Annotated in this window: 17 protein-coding genes; 13 read left to right on the forward strand and 4 right to left on the reverse strand. The window is 68.8% G+C overall.

All coding sequences use genetic code 11. From position 1 onward, the window contains the following. Nucleotides 1-11 precede the first annotated feature (11 nt). Both AZL_RS22775 and AZL_RS22780 read right to left on the reverse strand, forming a co-directional pair. A complete protein-coding gene (locus tag AZL_RS22775; protein WP_012976793.1) occupies nt 12-1,706 on the reverse strand; it encodes a methyl-accepting chemotaxis protein in 1,695 nt (564 codons plus the stop codon). A 100-nt stretch (nt 1,707-1,806) separates the two neighbouring features. Continuing rightward, entirely contained in the window at nt 1,807-2,772 is a 966-nt protein-coding gene (locus tag AZL_RS22780; protein WP_012976794.1) for a LysR family transcriptional regulator, read from the reverse strand. A 313-nt stretch (nt 2,773-3,085) separates the two neighbouring features. Here AZL_RS22780 and AZL_RS22785 point away from each other — a divergent pair, with 313 nt between their 5' ends. The 3 genes from AZL_RS22785 to AZL_RS22795 all read left to right on the forward strand — a co-directional run bounded on the left by AZL_RS22785 (nt 3,086) and on the right by AZL_RS22795 (nt 6,160). Continuing rightward, nucleotides 3,086-4,399 (forward strand): CitMHS family transporter, encoded by a 1,314-nt coding sequence (locus AZL_RS22785; RefSeq protein ID WP_012976795.1) that lies wholly within the window; start codon nt 3,086-3,088, stop codon nt 4,397-4,399. A gap of 95 nt (nt 4,400-4,494) precedes the next feature. Then, nucleotides 4,495-5,838: an acyclic terpene utilization AtuA family protein gene (locus AZL_RS22790; RefSeq protein WP_012976796.1), complete on the forward strand. Its 1,344-nt coding sequence runs from the start codon at nt 4,495-4,497 to the stop codon at nt 5,836-5,838. A 1-nt stretch (nt 5,839) separates the two neighbouring features. Next, nucleotides 5,840-6,160, forward strand: coding sequence for an AtuA-related protein (locus AZL_RS22795; protein WP_012976797.1), 321 nt, complete (start codon nt 5,840-5,842; stop codon nt 6,158-6,160). 13 nt (nt 6,161-6,173) lie between these two features. Here the strand turns inward: AZL_RS22795 and AZL_RS22800 are convergent, their stop codons facing one another. Beyond that, nucleotides 6,174-7,109: an EamA family transporter gene (locus tag AZL_RS22800; RefSeq protein ID WP_012976798.1), complete on the reverse strand. Its 936-nt coding sequence runs from the start codon at nt 7,107-7,109 to the stop codon at nt 6,174-6,176. 107 nt (nt 7,110-7,216) lie between these two features. Here AZL_RS22800 and AZL_RS22805 point away from each other — a divergent pair, with 107 nt between their 5' ends. Next, complete coding sequence (locus tag AZL_RS22805) at nt 7,217-7,702, forward strand: Lrp/AsnC family transcriptional regulator (protein ID WP_042445075.1); 486 nt, start codon at nt 7,217-7,219, stop codon at nt 7,700-7,702. A gap of 11 nt (nt 7,703-7,713) precedes the next feature. Here AZL_RS22805 and AZL_RS22810 read toward each other — a convergent pair whose 3' ends face one another. After that, the gene (locus AZL_RS22810) at nt 7,714-8,688 is read right to left on the reverse strand and encodes an MBL fold metallo-hydrolase (RefSeq protein ID WP_012976800.1); all 975 of its coding nucleotides are present in this window, start codon (nt 8,686-8,688) and stop codon (nt 7,714-7,716) included. A 181-nt stretch (nt 8,689-8,869) separates the two neighbouring features. Between AZL_RS22810 and AZL_RS22815 the strand changes: the two genes are divergently transcribed. The 9 genes from AZL_RS22815 (at nt 8,870) to AZL_RS22855 (ending at nt 22,348) form a co-directional block, all read left to right on the forward strand. Next, the gene (locus AZL_RS22815; RefSeq protein ID WP_012976801.1) at nt 8,870-10,072 is read left to right on the forward strand and encodes an ATP-dependent DNA helicase; all 1,203 of its coding nucleotides are present in this window, start codon (nt 8,870-8,872) and stop codon (nt 10,070-10,072) included. 125 nt (nt 10,073-10,197) lie between these two features. Then, nucleotides 10,198-11,295, forward strand: a complete 1,098-nt coding sequence (locus AZL_RS22820; RefSeq protein ID WP_012976802.1) for a YeiH family protein — start codon at nt 10,198-10,200, stop codon at nt 11,293-11,295. A 229-nt stretch (nt 11,296-11,524) separates the two neighbouring features. Further along, nucleotides 11,525-11,917, forward strand: coding sequence for an HPF/RaiA family ribosome-associated protein (locus AZL_RS22825; RefSeq protein ID WP_012976803.1), 393 nt, complete (start codon nt 11,525-11,527; stop codon nt 11,915-11,917). A 250-nt stretch (nt 11,918-12,167) separates the two neighbouring features. Next, complete coding sequence (locus AZL_RS22830) at nt 12,168-12,776, forward strand: helix-turn-helix domain-containing protein (protein WP_042445079.1); 609 nt, start codon at nt 12,168-12,170, stop codon at nt 12,774-12,776. Between the two features lie 17 nt (nt 12,777-12,793). After that, nucleotides 12,794-13,786: an alpha/beta hydrolase gene (locus AZL_RS22835; RefSeq protein ID WP_012976805.1), complete on the forward strand. Its 993-nt coding sequence runs from the start codon at nt 12,794-12,796 to the stop codon at nt 13,784-13,786. 206 nt (nt 13,787-13,992) lie between these two features. Continuing rightward, nucleotides 13,993-14,964, forward strand: coding sequence for a helix-turn-helix transcriptional regulator (locus AZL_RS22840; protein ID WP_148219595.1), 972 nt, complete (start codon nt 13,993-13,995; stop codon nt 14,962-14,964). An 87-nt stretch (nt 14,965-15,051) separates the two neighbouring features. After that, nucleotides 15,052-20,118 (forward strand): AAA family ATPase, encoded by a 5,067-nt coding sequence (locus AZL_RS22845; RefSeq protein ID WP_042445083.1) that lies wholly within the window; start codon nt 15,052-15,054, stop codon nt 20,116-20,118. Continuing rightward, nucleotides 20,115-21,701 carry a response regulator gene (locus tag AZL_RS22850; RefSeq protein ID WP_012976808.1) on the forward strand — a complete coding sequence of 529 codons (1,587 nt, stop codon included), beginning with the start codon at nt 20,115-20,117 and terminating at the stop codon, nt 21,699-21,701. Before AZL_RS22845 ends, AZL_RS22850 begins: the two co-directional genes overlap by 4 nt. After that, nucleotides 21,701-22,348, forward strand: coding sequence for a response regulator transcription factor (locus AZL_RS22855; RefSeq protein ID WP_042445085.1), 648 nt, complete (start codon nt 21,701-21,703; stop codon nt 22,346-22,348). Before AZL_RS22850 ends, AZL_RS22855 begins: the two co-directional genes overlap by 1 nt. The last annotated feature ends 243 nt before the right edge of the window (nt 22,349-22,591 follow it).

A 22,591-nucleotide genomic window follows, 5' to 3' on the forward strand; every position in this document is an offset into this window, starting at 1 on the left:
GGGAGGGCCGGTCAGCCGGCCCGCAGCTGAGTCAGGAAACGGGTCACCTCGCCGCGCAGGCTGTCGGTCCGCATCGACAGCTCCCGCACATTCTCCAGCACCTCGTAGGCGACCGTGCCGTTCCGGCCGGCGGCGGAATTGACGCCGCCGATGCTGGACGAGACCTCGTGGCTGCCCTGGGCGGCCTGCTGGATGTTGCGGCTGATCTCGCGGGTCGCCGCCCCCTGCTGTTCGACCGCCGACGCGATCGAGGCGGCGACGTCGTTGACCCGGCCGATGACCTGCGCCACGCCCTTGATCTCCTGCACGGCCTGGGTGGTCTCGCCCTGGATGGCGGCGACCTGGGCTGCGATCTCCTCGGTGGCCTTGGCGGTCTGGTTGGCGAGCGCCTTCACCTCGCTGGCGACGACGGTGAAGCCCTTGCCGGCCTCCCCGGCGCGGGCGGCTTCGATGGTGGCGTTGAGCGCCAGCAGATTGGTCTGGCTGGCGATGGAGTTGATCAGCCCGACCACCGCGCCGATCCGTTCCACCGCGTCGGCCAAACCCTGCACCTTGCCGTTGGCCCGTTCGGTGTTCTCGACCGCTTCGCGGGCGATCCGCGCCGACTGGCCGACCTGCCGGCTGATCTCGCCGATCGAGCTGGTCAATTCCTCCGTCGCGGCGGCGACGGTCTGGACGTTGGCGGAGGTCTGTTCCGTCGCCGTGGCGGCGGCGCCGGCCAGCCGGCCGGTCTCGTCGGCGGCGCGCGTCATGTCCTGGGCGCGCCGTTCGATGGCGTCCGTCTCGCCGGCGACATCATGGATCAGATTGCCGACGGTCTGCTCGAAATGGCTGGCGAGCCGCGTCATCGCCTCGCGCTTTTCCGCCGCGGCCCGCTCGGCCTGCGCCGCCTGGCTGGCTTCCAGGGCGGCCTTGGCCTCGGCATTCTCCTTGAACACCCGCAGCGCCTGGGCCATGCCGCCGATCTCGTTGCGGCGGGCCGCCTCCGGGAAGGTCACGCCGAGATCGCCGGCGGCCAGCGCGGTCATCTTGTCGCGCAGCCGGTGCAGCGAGCGCACGATGTCGCGGTTGACCAGGAAGGCGATCAGCACCAGCACGCCGATCAGCGCCGCCGTGGTGGCGAGGACCCTGCCGAGGAACTCGCGATAGGCGGCGTCGATATCGTCGGTGTAGACGCCGGATCCGACGATCAGGCCAAGCGGCTGGTAGCGCCGCACATAGTTGGTCTTCAGCAGCGGAACCTCGGATCCCAGCTTCGGCCAGACATAATGGATGATGGCGCTGTCCTGCCGGCGCAGCGTGTCGACGATCTCGCGGACGAAATATTTGCCGGCCTTGTCCTGCAACCCGGTGCGGTCGGTGCCCACCGCCTTGGGATTGGACGGGTTGGCGACGGCGATGCCATCGAGGTCGTAGGCGAACAGGTAATCGGCGCCATCATGGTAGGACATGGCATGGACCGCGTCGCGGAAGCGGGCCAGCGCCTCCTCGCGGGGCATGGCCTTGGCCTCGACTTGAACAGTCAACCCCTTCGCCATGCCGACCGCCAGTTCCACCGCGGAGCGGATGGTGTCGATGCGGTCGTCGACCATGCGCCGGTGGGTGAAGCCGCTGCTGATCGCGATCACGACGGCAGGCGCCAGGATGGACAATCCGACCAATGCGAACAGCTTGGCCCGGATCGTCAGGTTTTCCAGAAATTTCATCGGAGCCTTCGCGTCGCACCGTATCAGAGGGAAAACTAATATACTACTATAGGGCGGGCGGCCTGAAATTGAATTGCTGGATCACAGTAATTAAAAAACCTTATCCAATAAGGGGGATCTTGCGATCCGGCCGCCCTTTCGCGCCGCCGCCGTCCATGCTGGAGAAATGCGGCAGAGCCGGGCCTGCGATGTCCCGCAACAGGGCGGTGAAGCGCTCCGCCGCCGGGGACAGGGAGCGGCCGGTCTTGCGGATGAAGCCGATCCGGCGCATCAGCCCGGCGCTTTGGATCGGCTCCACCACGATCCCCTCGCAGGAGGCGGCGGCGACCGCCGATTCCGGCAGCACCGTAACACCGAGCCCGGCCCGCACCATGCCGACCGCCGTCGACATGTAGTTGGCCTCGCAGGACAGGCTGATTTCAAGCCCTTCCTTCTCAACCGTCCGTTCGACCAGGGACCGTACGCTGGTGCCGCGCGCCGTCAGGATCAGCGGGAAGGCGACGACATCCCGCAGCGGCAGCGGGCGCCGCCCGTTCAAAGGATGGTCGGCGGGGAAGAAGGCGCACATCCGGTCGCACAGGAAATCGACGACCTCGACATCGCGGTCCGGGCCGACCCGGCTGCCGATACCGAAATCCACCTCCTCCGCCTTGACCAGCTGGATGATGCGCTCGGCGACGACATCGCTGACCCGTACGTCGATGTTGGGATGGTCGGTGGCGAAGCGCCGGATGGCGATCGGCAGCAGCCCGGCGGCGACCGAGGGCAGGGTGGCGACCGACACCGATCCCCGTCTCAGCCCGGCCAGATCATGGCTGGCGCTCATCACCGCATCCAGTTCGACCAGCACCCGTTGCAGGGCGGGCAGCAGATCGCGGCCGGCCTGGGTCAGCACGACATGACGCTTGTTGCGGTCGAACAGCCGCACGCCCAGGCTTTCCTCCAACTGGCGGATCTGTACGGTCAGGGCCGGCTGCGACACGTTGACCTCCGCCGCCGCCCTGGTGAAGCTGCCGAGACGCGCCACGGCGACGAACGCCTTGATGTGTCTCACTCCCTGGAGCATGGCGCGCCTCTTATAGAAAAATCGGATTACCGTGATACAACAAATTCATTTCTCTAATCTGATTGTGGGTTCGTACATTGTCAATCAAGGATGCTCGCCCCGCAGCAGGTCGGTAAGACAACTGGGCGGTGGGAGCGTTCCGCCGCGGCCGGTTCCGGATAAAGACGAATTTTTTGCGAAGTCAAATCCGCGATGTCATTCGCGGCATTGATGCCGCCTGCCGGGATCCGGCCGCCACGCTTCTTCGGAACAGGGCGAGTGCCTGTCACAAAAGAAGAAAAACAACAAGAACAATGGACAATGAGGAGGTCCCATGCTTGCGTTGCTCGGCTTGGCCACCATCGTCGTTCTGCTGGTGGTCATCATGACGAACCGGATGTCGCCGCTCGTCGCGCTGATCGCCGTGCCGATCATCGCGGCGCTGGCGGGCGGCTTCGGTCTTGAAACCAGCAAATTCATCATCGCCGGCATCCGGTCGATCGCACCGACCGCCGGCATGTTCGTCTTCGCCATCATCTTCTTCGGCGTCGTCACCGACGCCGGCATGATGGATCCGATCATCGACCGCATCCTGCGCGTCGTCGGCACGCGGCCGGCGCGCATCACCGTCGGCAGCACGCTGCTGGCCCTGCTGATCCATCTCGACGGGTCGGGTGCCGTCTGCTTCCTGATCACCATTCCGGCGATGCTGCCGCTCTATGAGCGGCTGGGCATGGACAAGCGCATCCTGGCGCTGTGCGTGTCGATGGCGGCGGGCGTCAATTTCCTGCCCTGGACCGGCCCGATGATCCGCTCCGCCGCCGCGCTGAAGGTGCCGGTGACCGACATCTTCAACCCGCTGATCGCGGTGCAGGGCGTCGGCCTGCTGTTCATCTTCACCGTCGCCTTCCTGCTCGGCAAGCGCGAGGAGCGCCGTCTCGGCCTTGGCGGCGCGGCACTGGCGGCGGGCGAGGCTCCGGTCGGGCCGGCGCCGCGCGTCCTGACGCCGGAGCAGATCCGGATCCGCCGGCCGAAGCTGTTCTGGGTCAACCTGATCCTCACCGCCGTGATCATGGGCGTGATGATCGAGGGGGCGGTCGATCCGGTGGTGATGTTCATGATCGGCACCGTGCTGGCGCTGATGATCAACTATCCCGACGTCAAGATGCAGAAGGACCGCGTCGACGCCCATGCCAAGGCGGCGCTGATGATGGCGAGCATCCTGCTGGCGGCCGGCGTCTTCACCGGCATCATGGGCGGCACCAAGATGCTGAGCGCCATGGCGCAGTCCGCCGTCGCCTTCGTGCCCCCGGACATGGCGCAGCACATTCCCTTCACGCTGGGCATCCTGTCGATGCCGCTGAGCCTGCTGTTCGACCCGGACTCCTATTATTTCGGCATGATGCCGGTGGTGGCCGAGGTCTACAAGACGCTGGGCGGCGACCCGATCCAGATCGCCCAGGCCTCCGTGCTGGGCCAGATGACCGTCGGCTTCCCGGTCAGCCCGCTCACCCCCGCCACCTTCCTGGTGGTCGGCCTGTGCGGCATCGGGCTGGGCGAGCATCAGAAATTCTCGATCCCCTATCTGTTCGCCGCCTCGGTGGTCATGACCTTCGCCGCGGCCATCCTCGGGGTCATTCCGTTCTGACGGGGCCGTTGCGACGGCACCATTCCGAGAGAGGGGCCTTCCGACAGCCCCCCTTCCGAAGCGGCCATGGGTACGGCCGCGAACAGGAGCACAACATGAAAACCATCCGTATCGGATCGGGCGCCGGCTATTCGGGCGACCGCATCGAACCGGCCGTGGAACTGGCCGAAAAGGGCGACATCCAGTATCTCGTCTTCGAATGCCTGGCGGAGCGCACGATCGCCATCGCCCAGGGGGCCAAGCTGAAGGACCCGGCGCAGGGCTACGACCCGCTGCTGGCCGAGCGCATGCTGGCGGTGCTGCGGCCCTGCCGGGAGAAGGGCATCCGCATCATCACCAACATGGGGGCGGCCAACCCGGCCGCCGCCGCCGCCCGGACGCGGGAGATCGCCCGCTCGCTCGGGCTCGGCGGGCTGAGGATCGCCGCGGTGTCCGGCGACGACGTGCTGGAGACGCTGAAGTCCGGCGACCACCGCATCGAGGAGACCGGGGAGCCGGTGTCGGCCATGGCCGGCAAGCTGGTCTCCGCCAACGCCTATCTCGGCGCCGCCCCCATCGTCGAGGCGCTGAAGGCCGGAGCCGACATCGTCATCACCGGCCGCGTCGCCGATCCGGCCCTGTTCCTCGCCCCGCAGATCTTCGAGTTCGGCTGGTCGATGGAGGATTGGGATCTCCTCGGCAAGGGAACGGTGGTCGGCCATCTGCTGGAATGCGCCGGCCAGATCACCGGCGGCTATTTCGCCGATCCCGGCGTGAAGGACGTCGCCGGCCTCGCCCGGCTCGGCTTTCCCATCGCCGAGGTGGGAGAGGACGGCTCCGCCATCATCACCAAGGTCGCCGGGTCGGGCGGGGCTGTGACGACCGCCACCTGCAAGGAACAGCTGCTCTATGAAATCCACGATCCCGCCGCCTATCTGACGCCGGACGTGGTCGCCGACTTCTCGCGGGTGCGCTTCGTGCAGGAGGGTCCGGACCGGGTCCGGGTGTCGGGCGCCAGCGGGCGGCCGCGGCCGGCGACGCTGAAGGTCTCGGTCGGCTATCTCGACAGCTTCATCGGCGAGGGGCAGATCTCCTATGCCGGTCCCGGCGCGCTCGCCCGCGGCCGGCTGGCGCTGGAGATCGTGCGCGAGCGGCTGGCGCTGACCGGCGTCGCCGCGAGCGAGCTGCGTTTCGACCTGCTCGGCGTCGATTCCATCCATGGCGGCGCGCTGTCCACCGCCGGCGGCCGGGAGCCCTACGAGGTGCGGGTGCGGGTGGTCGGGCGCACCGCCAGCCTGAAGGAGGCGCAGCGCATCGGCAACGAGGTCGAAACGCTCTACACCAACGGCCCGGCCAGCGGCGGCGGCGCCACCAAATCCGCCAAGGACGTGGTGGCGATGCTGTCCGCCCTGCTGCCGCGCGAACTGGCGGCGCCCGCCATCGAATACAGGGAGGCCTGACATGAAACTCCGCGACATCGCCCATTCCCGCACCGGCGACAAGGGCGACATCTCCAACATCTCCGTCATCGCCTTCGACGAGGCGGACTATCCGCTGATCGAGGCCCAGGTCACCGCCGAGCGGGTCAAGGCGCTGTTCCACGAGGTCGTGCATGGCGAGGTGGTGCGCTACACCATCCCCAGCGTCGGCGCCCTCAACTTCGTGATGCGGCAGGCGCTGGGCGGCGGCGTCACCCGCTCGCTGGCGCTCGACGCCCATGGCAAATGCCTGGCTTCGGCGCTGCTCGACCTGGAGATTCCGGACCGCGCCCACCCCGTCTGAGCGCGACGGGACGTCACGCCCGCCGACGCGCGCCCTGGCCCAGGGCGGCGCCGGCCGAGGCGCCCATGATGCAGGCGATGGCGGCCCATTGCAGACCGCTCAGCTGCTCGCCCAGCATCAGGAAGCCGATCAGCGCCGCCACCGCGGGGGAGGCGCTGACGGCAAGGCCGAAGACATGGCTGGGCAGGCGGCGGAGCGCCATCATCTCCAGCAGATAGGGCACCATGCTGGACAGCACGGCGACGGCGAGGCCGGTGGCCAGCGCCGCCGGCGCCAGCAGTCCCGCCCCGGCATGGGCGATCCCCAGCGGAACGGTGAAGCTGGCGGCGACCAGCATGCCCCAGGCCACCGCCTGCCCGCCCGGCAGGGACGACGCCCGCTTGCCGAACAGGATGTAGAGCGCCCAGCAGAAGGCGGCCGCCGCCGCATAGGCGACGCCCGCCGGGTCGAGGGCGCCGGACGCCTCCCGCAGCGGCAGCAGCAGGGCGAGGCCGGCGGCGGCGCAGGCGATCCACAGGAAATCCTTCAGCCGGCGCGATCCCAGCAGAGCCACCGCCAGCGGCCCGGTCACCTCGATGGCGATGGCGATGCCGATCGGAATCAGCTCCATCGCCCGGTAGATCGACAGGTTCATCGCCCCCAGCGTGGCGCCATAGACCAGCAGGTTGCGCAGATCCGCCCGTCCCGGCGGCTTGCGTCCCGGCCGGCCGCGCCAGGGCCGCAGGATCGCCATCAGCATCAGCGCCGACAGCCCGACGCGCAGAGCCGTCACCCCCTCCGCCCCGACCAGCGGGAACAGCGATTTCGCCGAGGCCGCCCCGGTATATTGCGACAGCAGCGACGCCAGCAGGATCAGCAGCGGCAGCGCCGCCGGCTCCGACCGCGGGGACGGGGTGGTTTCGGCTGAAGTGAACTTGGCAGAGATGAACTTGATGGATGCGTTCGCCACGCGCCGGGCCTTCCGTGGATGGGGACGGCGCAAAGATACTGTGACGCGGGGCTGCCGGGGGCTTAAGTTTGGCCGATCCGACGCAACGTTCCTTCGTGAAAGCCGCCATGCGCTCAACGATCGCTCGCCCGCCCGATCCGCTCGACGACCAGGACCGCGCGATCCTGCGCATCCTCCAGCAGGACAACAGGACCTCGCAGCGCGAGATCGGCGAGGCGGTGCATCTCTCCGCCCCGGCGGTGCAGCGCCGCATCGCCCGGATGGAGGCGGCCGGAACCATCCGCCGCAACGTGGCGGTGGTCGATCCGGCGGCGGCCGGGCAGGGCGTCACGCTGGTGGTGGAGGTGCAGACCGTCAACGACCGCTCCCCCGTCATCGCCGCCGCCAAGCGCCAGTTCCGCGAGGCGCCGGAGGTGCAGCAATGCTATTTCGTCACCGGCAGGGCCAGCTTCGTGCTGATCCTGCTGGTCCCGGACATGGCGAGCTACGAGCTGCTGTCGCGCCGCCTGTTCGCCGACAACGAGCTGGTGCAGTCCTTCCAGACCATGGTCGTGCTCGACCCGGTGAAGGTGACGCTGGAGGTGGATCTGTAGGGCGGCCTCCGTCAGCCCTCCACCACCGTTCCGGGATGGGCGGCTTCGAAGCGGGCGGGATCGATGCCGTGGGCGGCCAGGGCGGCGCGCAGCCGCTGCGGCGGCTCGTCCCGCGCCTCGTCGGTCAGGGCGAAGGTACCCCAATGGATGCCGACCGCCTTTTTCGCCCCGATGTCGGTCATGATCCGCACCGCCTCGTCGGGGTCGCAATGCTGGGTCGCCATGAACCAGCGCGGCGCGTAGGCGCCGATGGGGATCAGCGCCAGGTCGCAGGCCCCCAGCCGCTCGCCGATGGCGCGGAAGGCGGCACCGCTGCCATAGCCGGTGTCACCGGCGAAATAGACCGAGCCGGCCGGGGTGCGCAGGACGAAGCCGCCCCACAGGGCCATCCGGCGGTCGCGCCCGGTGCGCGCCGACCAGTGGTTGGCCGGCACGATGTGGGCGTCGGCGTCCGGTCCCAGCGCGAAGCGGCTCCACCAGTCGCCCGCCGCCGTCCGCACTCCCGCGATATGTTCGCGCAGGATGGTGTCGTTGCCGAGCGGGGTGATGATCAGCGGCGCGTCGCGGTCGTGCAGGCGCTTCAGAGTCGCGATATCGAGATGGTCGTAATGATTGTGCGACAGCAGAACCGCGTCGATCCTCGGCAGATCATGGAAGCGGATGCCCGGTGCCGTCACCCGCTTCGGCCCGGCGAAGCCAACCGGGCTGGCGCGGTCGGACCAGACCGGGTCGGTCAGGATGTTCAGTCCGGCGCTTTGGATCAGGGTGGTGACATGCCCCACCACCGTCACCCGCAGGCCGGCGACGCTGCGGGCCGGCATCACCGGGACGACCGGCACTTGGCGGGGCCATCGGGCCACCTTCCGGCCGAATTGCCAGCGGAGCAGTTGGCTCAGGCTGCGGTCGGTGTCCGGCTCGCCGGGATTGAAGAAGCGCAGACCGTCGAAATTCGCCGAGACGGGACCTTGCCAATAGGGATTGCGCATGCGGGCGGGAGCCTTCGTCGTGACCGGTGATGGCGCGATGGCGGCGGCGGCGCCGCTTCCACCGCCCGCAGGAGATGGGATCGTTCCGGCGATCCGCCAGGGGGTGATGCGCTCTGGACCGGCGTCCCGCGCTCGGGGTATGGTCCGTTCCAGATTCATGATTTGATCCCGGTTTGATCCAATGCAGTCCGACAGCCCGACCGACGAGCAGCATCGCGCCATCCAGGCGATCGATGCCTGGTACAAGGACGACCAGGCCCAGCAGGTCTTCTGGCTGGCCGGGGAGGCCGGGACCGGCAAGACCAAGACCACCGCCTTCGCGTTGGAGCATCTGCTGGAACGACGCCGGCTGACCGACTATGTGGTCGGCGCCCCCACCGGCAAGGCGGCGCAGGTGCTGCGGCAGAAGGGGATCGAGGGGGCGGCGACGCTGCATTCGCTGCTCTATGCCCCGCGCAAGGACGGCGATACCGGCGACCTGATCTTCGCCCGGCGCAGCGACGGGCCGGTCGCCGACGCCGATCTGATCGTCTGCGACGAGGGGTCGATGATCGGCGACGATCTGGCCCGCGACCTGATGCGGACCGGCAAGAAGATCCTGGTCATCGCCGACGATTACCAGCTGCCGCCGGTATCCGGCCAGGGGCTGTTCACCAGCGGGGAGCCGGATTTCCGCCTGACCGAGCCGCATCGCACCGCCCGCGAAAGCCCGGTCATCCGGTTGGCCCACCTGCTGCGCCGGCAGGAGATGCCGCGCCGCTTCGGCTCCGTCGGCAAGGTCCATGTCCTGCCGCTGGAGCGCGCCACCCAGTCGCTGATCATGCGGCCGTCGTCTCAGGCGATCTGCGGCACCCACCGTGTCCGCACCACCTACACCAAGCGGATGCGGACGCTGCTCGGTCACGAGTCGGTGATGCCGCAGGCGGGGGAGCGCGTCATCTGCCGCCGCAACCAGAAGGACGAGGGGCTCTACAACGGCATGATCGGCGCGCTGACCCGTCCCGCCGCCGAGGCGCAGGGCCGCGACGCCGGGCTGTGGTCGCTCGGCGTCCAGATGGAGGACGAGTTGCGGTCGCGCGGCAAGCTGATCGTCCATCCCTGGATGTTCCAGGCCCATTACACCGACGGCATGGTCCAGCCGCGGGTCGGCAAGGACATCCAGCTTTACGACTGGGCGTGGCTGATCACCTGTCATGCCTCGCAGGGGTCGGAGTTCCCGTCGGTCACCGTGGTGGATGATTCGGCGGCCTTCCGCGAGCACCGCTGGCGCTGGCTCTATACCGCCGTCACCCGTTCGCGCGAGGAGCTTGTGCTGCTGCTGCGCAATGCCGATCTCGGCGGGCCGTGGCGGGTGCCGGCCTTCGAGGACTGCCTGCCCACCTGAATCCATAACCTGAATTTATCGAACACATCATTTTTTTGCGTTGGATGTGATCGGATGCGGTCTCCATAATTTCACGCATCGGAACGGTGATTTCCCGCTCCAGACCGTTCACGGAGATCCATCCCATGTGCCCAGACAGCGCGGCAGCCGCGAAAGCGGTGCCGGAACGCCCCCTGCTTGCTCGTGCCGGCCGGATTTTGCCTGGCCTCGCCCTGTGCGTCGCCGTCACCGCGCTCGCCTTCGCCGCCGCGTCGGCCGAAATCGCGCTGTTCGGCGAGGCGTGGATCGAGGCGCTGGTGCTGGCGATCCTGATCGGCACCGCGCTGCGCACCGCCTGGCAGCCGTCGGCGCGCTGGCATCCCGGCATCGGCTTTTCCGCCAAGATCCTGCTGGAGGTGGCGGTCATCCTGCTCGGCGCGTCGGTCAGCGCCGCCACCATTCTCTCAGCGGGCCCGGCTCTGCTGCTGGGTATCGCCGGGGTGGTGGCCTTCGCCCTGCTGGCCGGCTTCGGGATCGGGCGGCTGCTCGGCCTGCCGGTGCGGATGGCGCTGCTGGTGGCCTGCGGCAACGCGATCTGCGGCAATTCGGCCATCGCCGCGGTGGCGCCGGTGATCGATGCCCACAGCGACGATGTCGCCGCCTCCATCGCCTTCACCGCCGTGCTGGGGGTGGCCGTCGTGCTCGGCCTGCCGCTGGTCGGCATGGGGCTGCGGTTGAGCGGGGTGCAATATGGCGCGCTGGCCGGGCTGACCGTCTATGCCGTCCCGCAGGTGATCGCCGCCGCCGCCCCCCTGGGCGCCACCGCCGTGCAGGTCGGCACGCTGGTCAAGCTGGTGCGGGTGCTGATGCTGGGGCCGGTCTGCCTGCTGCTGTCGCTGCTGGCGCCCCGGCTCGGGGACGAGGGGGCCGGCGGCATGGCCGACGCCGGGGAGGGGAGGGGCCGGGCCCATCCGCCGTTCCATCATCTGGTGCCGTGGTTCATCCAGGGCTTTCTGGCGATGATCGCGTTGCGCTCGCTCGACCTCATTCCGCAGGCGGCATTGCCGGCGATGGAGCATGCGGCGACCCTGCTGACGGTGGTGTCGATGGCGGCGCTGGGGCTGGGGGTCGATGTGCGGACGGTGGCGCGGGCCGGCGGGCGGGTCACCGCGGCGGTCATCCTCTGCCTGCTGGTGCTGGGGGCGATCAGCCTGACCCTGATCCGGCTGATCGGGCTGGCCTGACGCCGGCCTTCCGAAATCCGGCTTGGCCCGGAACGCGCGGGAGTCTACATCCGTCGGGCCGAGAGCGCATTGACCCAGATTAAGGCGGGATTCGCCGGTTGTGCGATCCTGGGATCACAAGGTCTCCCTCGCTGGTCCACTGAGCGGTTCACCGGTGCAAAGGGCGGACCCCGCAGGAGGCAAGGCCGTCCAGGCCCCGCATCCCGCGCGAAAGACAAGGAGTATGGTCATGCGTCAACCGTTGCAGATCGCCTTCCGCAACATCGACCCCTCTCCCGCCCTGGACCATCTGATCCGCGAGCATGCCGACAAGCTCGACCGCTTCTTCGGGCGCATCATGGCCAAGCGCGTCGTCTTCGAGGTGCCGCACCGCCACCAGCATCAGGGCAAGCAGTTCACGGTCCAGGTCTCCCTGACCGTTCCCGGGGACGAGCTGGTCGTGCATAGCGGCAAGGCCGGTGGCCATGGTCATGAGAGCGCCGATGCGGCCATCCGTGACGCGTTCGACGCCGCCCGCCGGGCGCTGGAGCGCTTCGCCGAACGCCATCGCCACGAGGTGAAGGAGCATGGGCCGGTCCCCGATGCCGCCCCCGATGCCGCCCCCGATACCGCCATGCCGTGAGCGGCCCGGCCGCTCGGCTCCACGGCGATCCAGCCAGCGCCAAGCCCGCCCGGTCACCCCCGGGCGGGCTTGGCGTTCCCGCATAATAGAACTAAGAAAAATTGTTATTTCATTGTGAATTCTCCATAAACAACACAAATAGACGTCATATTCCTACTTGTTAAGTAGGTTTGATTGGTGTTCAATCCTGCCAATGCCTGTCGGGGAGGTCCGCGCCGCCCCGTCCGTCCTGCCGCAGGAGCGTGGAGCCATGACGATCGACACCGCTCAATCCTCCATCCATTCCCCCGAGCCGCCATCCATCGACCAGCTGGCCGGGGTGATCGGCGACAATCTGCGCGGCTTCCGCCGCCGGCAGGGGCTGTCGGTGGAGGCGCTCGCCCAACTGTCCGGCAACGATCCGCGCATCCTGGCGGCGATCGAGGAGGGGCGGCACCGTCCCGACATCGGCACGCTGTGGACCGTCGCCAAGGCGCTGGATCTGTCCTTTTCCAGCCTGCTCAGCAGCGGTGGCGAGGCCGGCACCACGGTGATCCGGCGGGCGGAACAGCGCGGCCTGACCTCCCGCGACGGCCTCTTCACCTCGCGCGCGCTGTTTCCGCTGCGGGGGGAGCGGCAGGTGGAATTCTACGAGCTGCGGTTGAGCCCGGGTGCGGACGAATCCTCCGACGGCCATTCGCCCGGCACGGTGGAGAACATCCTGGTCGGCCGGGGCCGGGTCGAGATCGCCACCGCCGACGGCGAGCACCGGCTGGAAGAGGGCGACTCGATCCTGTTCGAGGCCGACGCCCCCCACCGCTACCGCAATGCCGGCGATGGCGAGGCGGTTCTGTATCTCGTCATGTCCTACATCCTCTGATTCCGGAGAGAGCCCCGATGCCGGACACCATCCTGCCCTTTCAGCGTGACCTGCTCGATCCGGAGGTCGTCGAACTGGGAACCCTGGCCGCCCGCGCCGGTCTGGTCCCCGCCGACCCGTTGCGCCTGCCGCTGGCCGAGGCCCGCGATGCGGCGGAGCGCTACCATGTCTTCCTCAACGGCCCGGCGCTGGCCATCGAGCTGCCCGCCGACGTGCGCGACATCGTGACGGACGGCCCCGCCGGCCCGCTGCGCCTGCGTCTGATCCGGCCGCCGGTGGCGGAGACCGCCGGCCATCCGCTGCCGGTGCTGATCTATTTCCACGGCGGCGGCTTCGTGGTGAATTCCATCGACACCCATGACCGGCTGCTGCGCCTGCTGGCCCGGCGCAGCGGTGCGGTGGTTTGCGCCGTCGCTTACAGCCTGGCGCCCGAACGGCGCTTCCCGCATCAGCGCGGCGAGGCGCTGGCCGCCCTGCGCTGGGTGGTGCGCCACGGCGCCGGCCACGGGCTCGACCCGGAGCGGATCGCTGTCGGCGGCGATTCGGCGGGGGCCAATCTGGCGCTCGGCCTCGCGCTCGACGCGCGGGAGGAACCGGGGCCGCCCTTGTCCTTCGCCCTGCTGCTCTACGGCATGTTCGCCCATGACTTCGATACCGAATCGCACCGCCTGTTCGGCGACGGGCGCTTCGGCCTGACCACCGAGCGGATGCGCTGGTACTGGCGGCAATATCTCGGCCATGACGGCATCACCCGCGATCCGGCGGCGGCCCCCCTGCTGGCCGATCTGCGCGGGCTGCCACCGCTGCATCTGGCGACGGCCGGGCTGGATTGCCTGCGCGACGACAGCCTGCGCCTCGCCCGGCGGCTGGAACAGGCGCGGATCCCGCACCGGCTGGTGCTGCATGAGGGGCTTCCCCATTCCTTCGCCAGCATGACCCGCCATGTCCACAAGGCGGCGGTGGCGGTGCTGTCGGCCGCCGACGCCGTCCGCGGACATCTGCGGCGCTGAAAGGCGGCTGGGAGTTCCCCAAAAGCCATTGATTTTACGATATTATCGAACAAAATCGCCCGAGGTTCGATCAGAACCTAAACCAAAGTCTAGGGTGGCTCGACCTAAACACTGCCAAGGTTAATCTGCGTCTAGTGGCTTGCGGCATAGCGTCGCGGTTACCCTCTCGGGCGAGCCGTACAACCCGCCAGCCAACGGAGACAGCCATGGCCATGGCCCACCGGACCAATCTGCAACTGCGCTACGTTCCGATGCCGGAGGAGCCGGAGGTGCTGGTCCTGGGATCGGGCGGAAGCATGGTCGGCATCGCGCGGATCCGCTGCGCGACCGGCGGGGTCGGCCGTTTCAGTCCCGAACCGGAAGACGCGTTCCTGGTCAGCCATCATCTGTCCAACTTCAGGTCCGACATCCGCGTCGACGGCAAGCCGGTGGAGAAACCCGCCAACATCGCCGGCCTCACCTCCATCCATGATTATCGGCGCAGGATCGATTGCCACATGCACACGGCTTTCGACACGCTGACCTTCCATCTGCCCCGTGCGGTGCTGGAGAACGCCTGTCCCGATCAGCGCGGCGGGCGGTTGGAGGATCTGTCCATCGACCCCAGCCGCCCGCTCGACGATCCGACGGTCCGGGCGCTGGCTTCGGCCATCCTGCCGACGCTGGAGTTTCCCGAGCGGATCAGCCTGCTCTATCTCGACCATGTCTGTTCGGCGCTGGCGACCCACATCGTCACGACCTATGGCCGGGTGAGCCCGGCCAGGACCGGGGGGATGCTGGCGCCCTGGCAGGAGCGGCGGGTGAAGGAGATGATCGCCGCCAACCTCGACGGCGAAATCCGGCTGGCCGACCTCGCCGCCGAATGCCGGCTGTCGGTTGGGCATTTCGTCCGCGCCTTCCGCCGCACCGCCAACACCACGCCCTATCAATGGCTGTTGCAGCGCCGGATCGACCACGCCAAGGAGCTGATCCGGGACGGCTCGCAGACGCTGGCCGATGTGGCGCTGGCCTGCGGCTTCGCCGACCAGAGCCATTTCACCCGGACCTTCAGCCGTCTGGTCGGCCTGTCGCCGCGCAGCTGGCGGCAGCGCGACATGCTGTCCAATGGCGTCCGGCCAACAGCCGGATCCCTTGGCAAATCCCTGGGCGCTTCCCTGGTCGGGTCGCCCTGCGCCTGACCGGCCCGCCGATCCCTGGCGGCGAACTCCCCATCCGTGACGGAATGCCGCTACTCTGTCGACGCCGCGCTTGGGAAGGGCCGTTTCATGGAAAGCTATCTGGACCATCTGACGGAAACCGGATCAGGCATCCATGTCCTGGGCGGCGATGGGGAAACCCGCCTGCTGCGGGTGACGCGGCCGGGACAGCCATTTCCCATCCTGGCGCGGATGGCGGAGCCGGAAGCGGCCACCGAGACGGTGCAGGAACGGCTGCGTCGGGAACATGAGCTGTCGCGCCACCTGGACCCGGCCTGGGCGGTCAAGCCGCTCGACCTGCTGCGCCATTGCGGCGTGCCGGTGCTGACCCTGGCCGATCCCGGCGGACAGCCTTTGGCGTTTTCATTTCCCTCCCTGTCGGCGGGGACCTTCCGCCAGCGGCTTGCCCTGGCGATCCGCATCGTCGGCGCGGTGGCGCGGCTGCATCGCCGCGGGCTTCTGCATGGCGACCTGCGGCCCTTCAACCTGCTGGTCGGCGATGATGGAACGGTGCGCCTGACCGGCTTCGGCCGGGCGGCCGACCTGTCGGTCCCGTGGCGACGGGAGGTGGAGCGTCCGGCGGCACTGCTGCCCTACATGGCGCCGGAGCAGACGGGACGGATGAATCGTCCGGTCGACCGCCGCAGCGACCTCTATGCGCTGGGGGTCACGCTCTATGAACTGTTCACCGGGGCGTTGCCCTTCTTCGCCCAGGATCCCATCGAATGGGTCCACTGTCATCTCGCCCGCGCCCCGGTCCCGCCCACCCAGCACAGCCCCGATCTGCCGCCGGCCATCGCCGGCATTCTGCTGCGGCTTCTCGCCAAGACGGCGGAGGACCGCTACCAGACCGCCGACGGCCTCGTCCGCGACCTGACCCATGCCCTGCAACTGTGGGACGGGCAGGGCCGCATCGCTTCCTTTGCGCCGGGGATGCGCGATCTGCCGGAGGGGCTGGAGCCGCCACCGTCGCTTTTTGGGCGGGACGAGCCCGTCGCCGCCCTCCAGGCCGCCTTCGACCGGGTCGCCAGCCGCGGCCGGATGGGCATCGTCCTGATTTCCGGCCGCTCGGGCGTCGGCAAATCGGCGGTCGTTCATGCGCTTGAGACGCGGCTGGTGCCGCCGCGCGGTCTGTTCGCCGCCGGCAAGTTCGACCAAGGTCGGCGCGACCTGCCTTATGCCAGCCTTGCCGAGGCCTTCCGCGGGCTGGCCAGCCGCATCCTGGCCCTGCCGGTTCCCCATCGCGACCAGTGGTGCCGCGGGTTGGCGGAGGCGGTGGGTGACGGCGGCGCGCTGATGACCGCCCTGATCCCCAACCTCGCCCTGCTGATCGGCGAACAGCCGGCGGTTCCGCCGCTGCCGCCGCAGGAGGCGCAGAACCGCTTCGACCTGCTGTTCCGCCGGGTGCTCCAGCTGTTCGCCCGTCCCGATCACCCGCTGGCGCTGTTCCTCGACGATCTGCAATGGCTGGATCGGGCGACGCTGGACCTGCTGGACCGGCTGATCACCGATGGCGGCGCCAGCCATCTGCTGCTGATCGGCGCCTACCGCAGCGACGAGGTGGGAACGGATCACCCGCTGACGGCCTTGCTGGACCGGATCAGGACTTTGGCATCGGGCCCCGACGGGGCGGACGGCGACGGCCGGGACTCCGACAGCCGGGGACTTGATTGCCGTGAGATTCCGCTGGGGCCGCTGCCGTCCGGTGATCTGCGCCGGATGGTCGCCGACAGCCTGGACCGCGAGCCGGGCGAGGTGGCGGCGCTGGCGGCGCTGCTGGAGGCGCGGACCGGTGGCAACGCCTTCTTCGCGGTGCAGCTTCTGACCGCGCTGGAGCGCTCCGGCCGGCTGTGGTTCGACCGCGGGGCGAAGCGCTGGGACTGGGATCTGGCGGCGGTGGAGACGGCGCGGTCGGGGTCCAGCATCGCCACCTTGATGACCGAACGGCTGGCCCGTTTTCCGGCCCAGGCGCGCGACCTGCTGGCCCGGCTCGCGGCATTGGGCGCCGGCGCTCCGCTCGCCACCCTGGCGCTGGCCGCCGGCCTGACGGAGGCGGAGACCGGGCGGCAGCTTGAGCCGGTGCTGGGCGAGGGGCTGCTGCTGCGCACCGGCGACGGCTACCGCTTCCTGCATGACCGGGTGCAGGAGGGGGCCTACGCCCTGGTGCCGGCGGAGGGGCGGAGCATGCTCCATCTCGACATCGCCCGCGCCCTGCACCGGGGGTTCGCCGCCGACCTGTCGGGCGAGCGGCTGTTCGCGCTGGTCGGCCAGTATGACGGCTGCCTGTCCCTCATCCAGGACGGGCGGGAGCGGGAGGAGGTGGCGACGCTCCTTCTCGCCGCCGGTCATCAGGCCAAGACCGCCAGCGCCCATGGCTCGGCACTCGCCTATGCGCAGGCGGGCCTGCGCCTGCTGGAAGGCGGCCAATGGGAGCGGCGTCACCGGCTGGCCTTCGCGCTGGAGCATCTGCTGGCCGAATGCGAATTCCTCAGCGGCGATCTGCGGCGGGCCGAGCTGAGGCTGGTCGGGCTGGCCGGGCGGGCCGTCTGTCCTGTCGACCGCGCCGTCATCACCGCCCTGCTCGTCACCGTCTACACCGCCATCGACCGCAGCGACCGCGCCATCGACGCCTGTCTCGCCTATCTGCGCGGCGTCGGCATCGACTGGCCGGCCCATCCGCCGGCGGCCCTGGCGCGGGAGGAGTATGCGCGGTTGCGGTCGGCCATCGGCGGCCGGCCGATCGCCTCGCTGGCGACGCTGTCGTCCATCGGCGATCCCGACAGCCGGGCGACGCTGGACGTGCTGGCCGCGGCGCTGCCGCCGGCCTTCTTCAGCGACCGCAACCTCGTCTGCCTGATCCTGTGCCGGATGGCCAACCTGACGCTCCGGCACGGGCGCAGCGACGCCTCCGCGCTGGGCTTCGCCTATCTCGGCATGATGGCCGGCCCCTATTTCGGCGATTACGCCGCCGGCTACGCGTTCGGCCGGCTCGGTTACGATCTGGCGGAGCGGCAGGGGCGGAGCCGCTACCGGGCGCGGGTGCTGATGACCTTCGCCTATCATGTCGTGCCCTGGACCCGCGATATCCGCAGCGAACGTCCCCTGCTTCTGCGCGCCTTCGAGGAGGCGCGGGAGGTCGGGGACGTCACCTATGGCGGCTTCACCAGCGTCACGCTGATCACCAGCATGCTGGCTGCGGGCGACCCGCTGGCGACGGTGCAGCGGACGGCGGAGGCGCGGCTCGCCCATGTGCGGCAGGTCAAGTTCGGGCTGTGCGTCGACATCCTCACCACCCAGCTGCAATTGGTGCGCGCCTTGCGCGGGCGGACCGGCGCGCTCGGCTCGTTCGACGGGCAGGGCTTCGACAACGCGGCCTTCGAGGCGCGGCTCCTGGCCAACCCCAGCCTGGACATCGCCACCTGCTGGCACTGGATCCGCACGCTTCAGCTCCGCTGCATCGCCGGCGAGATGGCGGGGGCGGTCGAAGCGGCCGAACGGGCCGAGGGCCTTTTGTGGACGACCTCCGGCCATTGGGAGATGGCGGAGTTCCATTTCCACGCCGCCCTGGCGCGGGCCGGAACGATGGACGGCTGCCGTCCCGAGGAGCGGCCCCGCCACGCCGCGGAACTGGAGCGGCATCTCGGCCAGCTGCGGGAATGGGTCGGCCACAGCCCCGACAGCTTCGACGCGCGCTTCGCCCTGGTCGAGGCGGAATCGGCGCGGACGCAGGGGCGGAGCGAGGACGCCATGCGCGGTTACGACCGCGCGGTTCTGGCGGCCCGGCGTACCGCCCTGCCGCATGTGGAGGCGTTGGCCCAGGAATGCGCCGCCGCCCATTACCGCCGGATGGGCATCCCGACGCTGGAGCTGGCCTGCATCCGCGAGGCGGCGGACCGCTATGGCGCCTGGGGGGCGGTGGCCAAGGTCCGGCAGCTCACCCGCCGTTACCCTTCCCTGGGGATGGAGGCGGGCGAGGCGGCGGTGCCGGAGGTGCCGAGAGGGTTCGACGGCGTCGATCTGACCTCGCTTCTGGAGACGCTGCGCACCGTCTCCGACCAGGCCGGCGTCGAACAGCTGACCACCACCCTGCTGACCCTGGTGCTCGAACATGCCGGCGCCAGCCGCGGCCTGCTGATCCTCGCCCGTGGCGAGCGCCTGAGGGTGGAGGCGGAGGCGACCACCGGGCTCTACGGCGTATCGGTCCGGCTGGTGCAGGAGGAGGCCGACCGCTTCCCTCTGCCCCATGCCCTCATCCATGGCGCCATCCGCGACCAGGAGGCGGTGATCGTCGACGACACCCGCGCCGCCGGCCAACTGTCCGCCGATCCCTATCTCCATGAGACGGAGGCCCGCGCCATCCTCTGCCTGCCGCTGGTGCGCCGCCGCCGTGTCGTCGGGCTGCTGCATCTGGAGAACGCGCTGGCGACCTACGCCTTCACCCCGCAGCGCGTCAATGTGCTGACCCTGCTCGGCGCCCAGGCCGCGGCGTCGCTGGAGACGGCGTCTCTGGAGGAGAAGGACGCGCTGCTCAAGGAAATCCATCACCGGGTGAAGAACAACCTGCAACTCGTCACCAGCCTGCTCAATCTCCAGTCCCGCCGGATCAAGGACGAGGCGGTGGCCGCCCTGTTCGCCGACAGCCGCGACCGCGTGCGGTCGATGGCGCTGGTGCATGAAAGCCTCTACCGCCTGGGCAATTTCGCCCGCGTGCCGATGCGCGAGCATCTGGAATCGGTCTGCGCCCATCTGCTGCGCGCCTATTCCCGCCATGCCGGGTCGGTGCGGCTGGAGGCCGGGCTGGACGACCTGAAGCTGGACCTCGACCGCGCGGTGCCCTGCGGGCTGATCGTCAATGAACTGGTCTCCAACGCGTTGAAGCATGCCTATCCGGACGGGCGGGGCGGGGTGCTGCGGGTCGCGCTGACCACCGATGGGCAGGACTGCCGCCTATCCGTTCGGGATGACGGCGTGGGCTTGCCCGACGGGTATGATCCCGATAGGATGGACACCGTCGGGTTCCAGCTTGTTTCTGATTTGACCAGTCAGCTGCACGGAACTTTGAAGTATACTTTCAATAAAGGTTCGGAGTTTGCCATCACCTTTCCTTTGAAGGGGGGCAATCGGGGAAGTCAATGATCGCGGCACGCATTCTCATCGTCGAGGACGACCGCATCGTTGCGCGTGATATTCAGCATCAGCTCTCCCGGATGGGGCATGTGATCGTCGGCATGTCGGCCAGCGGCGAAGATGCCGTCCGGCTCGCCTGTAGTCAGCAGCCCGACCTCGTGCTGATGGACATCCGGCTGGAAGGGGAGATGGACGGAATCGAGGCGGCGCGCCGGATCCGCGATGCCCACCGCATTCCCATCATCTTCCTCACCGCCTACGCCAATGACGAGGTCGTGCATCGCGCCAGCCTGACGGAGCCCTTCGGCTATCTGCTGAAGCCCTTCGAGGAACCGCAGATGCGCACCGTGATCCAGATGGCCTTGTACAAGCATGCCAGCGACACCCGGCTGCGCCTCAGCGAGCGGCGCTATGCCGCCACGCTCGCCAGCATCCGCGACGGCGTCATCCTGTGCGACCGCGACGGCCGTGTCGATTTCATGAACCGGGCGGCGGAGACGATGACCGGCTGGACCGCGCCGGAGGCCGCAGGCCAGCCGCTGTCCGCCGTCTTCGTCGCGGTGGACGAGGAGACCCATGAGCCGCTGGAGGATTTCTCCGCCCTCGTCCTGCGCAGCGGCGATTTCGCCCCGCCGGAACGCCAGTCGCGGCTGCTGCCCCGCGGTGGCGACGGGGCCGGACATCCTCCCGCCGGTATCGGGCCGGCTGGACTGGTGGCGGGACTGGTGGTGGAGGAACGCTGCTCCGCCATCATCGACGATGACGGGGCGCTGGTCGGCTCGATCCTGGTGTTTCGCGACCTGACCCAGCGCCGGCAGATCGCCGAGGCGTTGCGGACCGCCCAGGCCGATCTCGCCCATATCGGCCGGCTGACCATGATGGGGGAACTCGCCGCCGCGGTGGCGCACGAGGTGAACCAGCCGCTGATGGCGATCGTCACCAACGCCGGCACCTGCCTTCGTCATCTGTCGCTGCCGCGACCCGACCTCGACAAGACCCGCGTGGTGGTGGAGCGGATCGTGCGCGACGCCCAGCGCGCCGGCGACGTCGTCCGCAGCATCCGCGCGTTGGCGCGGCGGACTCCGGTCGATCCCGGCTGGGTCGACATGAGCGCGCTGATCGCCGACACGCTGGAACTGGTGCGGGCCGAATTGCGTCGCGCCCGCATAAGTGTGGAAACCGACCTTCAGGCCGGTCCGCCCTGGGTCCATGGCGACCGGGTGCAGTTGCAGCAGCTCATCCTCAATCTGGTGATGAACGCCATCGAGGCGATGGCGGCCACTTCAACCGCCACGTCCACCGCCGCCGCTGTCGGGGCCGAGCCGGCCGAGCGGCGGCTGCGCATCGTCACCGGCGGCGCCGATGGCTGGATCCGCGTGCGGGTCGAGGACAGCGGGCCGGGGATCGCCGAAGCCGATGTCGACGCCATCTTCCGCGCGCTGTACACCACCAAGCCCGATGGGCTGGGCATGGGGCTGTCGATCAGCCGGTCGATCGTCGAGCTGCATGGCGGACGGCTGACCGCGTCGCCAGGGACGCCCGGTGGCAGCGTGTTCGAATTCGTTCTGCCTGTTTCGCCCGGAGGACAGTGATGAGGAGGAAGCCCGAAGCCGTGACGGCGGTCGAGACCGTCGTGATCATCGACGATGACGAAGCCGTCCGCGAAGCGCTGGAGGGATTGCTGGAGTCCGTCGGGCTCCAGGTCAGGAGCTACGGGTCGGTGCAGCACTACATCGACCAGCGACCGGCCATCGAGGTCGGCTGCATGGTGCTGGATGTGCGGCTGCCGGGGCGCAGCGGTCTCGATTTCCAGGCGGAACTCGCCCGATCCGGCAACAGCCTGCCGGTGATCTTCATCAGCGGCCATGCCGACGTGCCGATGTCGGTCCGCGCCATGAAGGCCGGCGCCTTCGAATTCCTGACCAAGCCGGTGCATCACCAGGAATTGCTGGACGCCATCCATGCCGCGATCGCCGCCCATGGCGAGCGCCGCTGCCAGGAGCGCGGCCTGACCAGCCAGCGCGCCCGTTTCGACACGCTGACCGCGCGCGAGCGCGAGATCACGATGATGGTGGTGTCCGGCCTGCGCAACAAGCAGATCGCCGACGATCTCGGCCTCAGCGAGGCGACGGTGAAGCTGCATCGCGGTCAGGCCATGCGCAAGATGGAAGCCCGGTCCGTTGTGGAACTGGTGCGCATGGTCGACGGGCTGACGGCGATGGGCCGGGCGCCGTCGTAAAGCCTTTCGCATGGCAGCATCCCCATTTCCAGGGGAAAGGGTCCGGAGGATGGAATCGACCTTGTTGCCCGCCTCTTCGGCAATGATGGCGAAATATGGCGCGGGCCATTGAACGAAGCTTTCAAAGCCTACGTGATGCTTCAATCAATCCGTATGACTGACTCAAATACCCAAAGAAAAATCAGGACTCTTCAATAATTTTTCTTTAACGCCTTCCCCATTTTTTCTTTTGCAGATGGCCGA

The sequence above is a fragment of the Azospirillum sp. B510 genome (assembly GCF_000010725.1).
In the GTDB taxonomy this organism is placed as follows: domain Bacteria; phylum Pseudomonadota; class Alphaproteobacteria; order Azospirillales; family Azospirillaceae; genus Azospirillum; species Azospirillum lipoferum_B.

What these genes read in the sequence shown, in the direction of transcription:
- AZL_RS22830 (WP_042445079.1), top strand. Translation starts at nt 12,168, where the DNA reads ATGACGATCGACACCGCTCAATCCTCCATCCATTCCCCCGAGCCGCCA.
- AZL_RS22850 (WP_012976808.1), top strand. Translation starts at nt 20,115, where the DNA reads ATGATCGCGGCACGCATTCTCATCGTCGAGGACGACCGCATCGTTGCG.
- AZL_RS22775 (WP_012976793.1), bottom strand. Translation starts at nt 1,706, where the DNA reads ATGAAATTTCTGGAAAACCTGACGATCCGGGCCAAGCTGTTCGCATTG.
- AZL_RS22790 (WP_012976796.1), top strand. Translation starts at nt 4,495, where the DNA reads ATGAAAACCATCCGTATCGGATCGGGCGCCGGCTATTCGGGCGACCGC.
- AZL_RS22815 (WP_012976801.1), top strand. Translation starts at nt 8,870, where the DNA reads ATGCAGTCCGACAGCCCGACCGACGAGCAGCATCGCGCCATCCAGGCG.
- AZL_RS22825 (WP_012976803.1), top strand. Translation starts at nt 11,525, where the DNA reads ATGCGTCAACCGTTGCAGATCGCCTTCCGCAACATCGACCCCTCTCCC.
- AZL_RS22810 (WP_012976800.1), bottom strand. Translation starts at nt 8,688, where the DNA reads ATGCGCAATCCCTATTGGCAAGGTCCCGTCTCGGCGAATTTCGACGGT.
- AZL_RS22805 (WP_042445075.1), top strand. Translation starts at nt 7,217, where the DNA reads ATGCGCTCAACGATCGCTCGCCCGCCCGATCCGCTCGACGACCAGGAC.
- AZL_RS22855 (WP_042445085.1), top strand. Translation starts at nt 21,701, where the DNA reads ATGAGGAGGAAGCCCGAAGCCGTGACGGCGGTCGAGACCGTCGTGATC.
- AZL_RS22795 (WP_012976797.1), top strand. Translation starts at nt 5,840, where the DNA reads ATGAAACTCCGCGACATCGCCCATTCCCGCACCGGCGACAAGGGCGAC.
- AZL_RS22845 (WP_042445083.1), top strand. Translation starts at nt 15,052, where the DNA reads ATGGAAAGCTATCTGGACCATCTGACGGAAACCGGATCAGGCATCCAT.
- AZL_RS22835 (WP_012976805.1), top strand. Translation starts at nt 12,794, where the DNA reads ATGCCGGACACCATCCTGCCCTTTCAGCGTGACCTGCTCGATCCGGAG.
- AZL_RS22820 (WP_012976802.1), top strand. Translation starts at nt 10,198, where the DNA reads ATGTGCCCAGACAGCGCGGCAGCCGCGAAAGCGGTGCCGGAACGCCCC.
- AZL_RS22840 (WP_148219595.1), top strand. Translation starts at nt 13,993, where the DNA reads ATGGCCATGGCCCACCGGACCAATCTGCAACTGCGCTACGTTCCGATG.
- AZL_RS22785 (WP_012976795.1), top strand. Translation starts at nt 3,086, where the DNA reads ATGCTTGCGTTGCTCGGCTTGGCCACCATCGTCGTTCTGCTGGTGGTC.
- AZL_RS22780 (WP_012976794.1), bottom strand. Translation starts at nt 2,772, where the DNA reads ATGCTCCAGGGAGTGAGACACATCAAGGCGTTCGTCGCCGTGGCGCGT.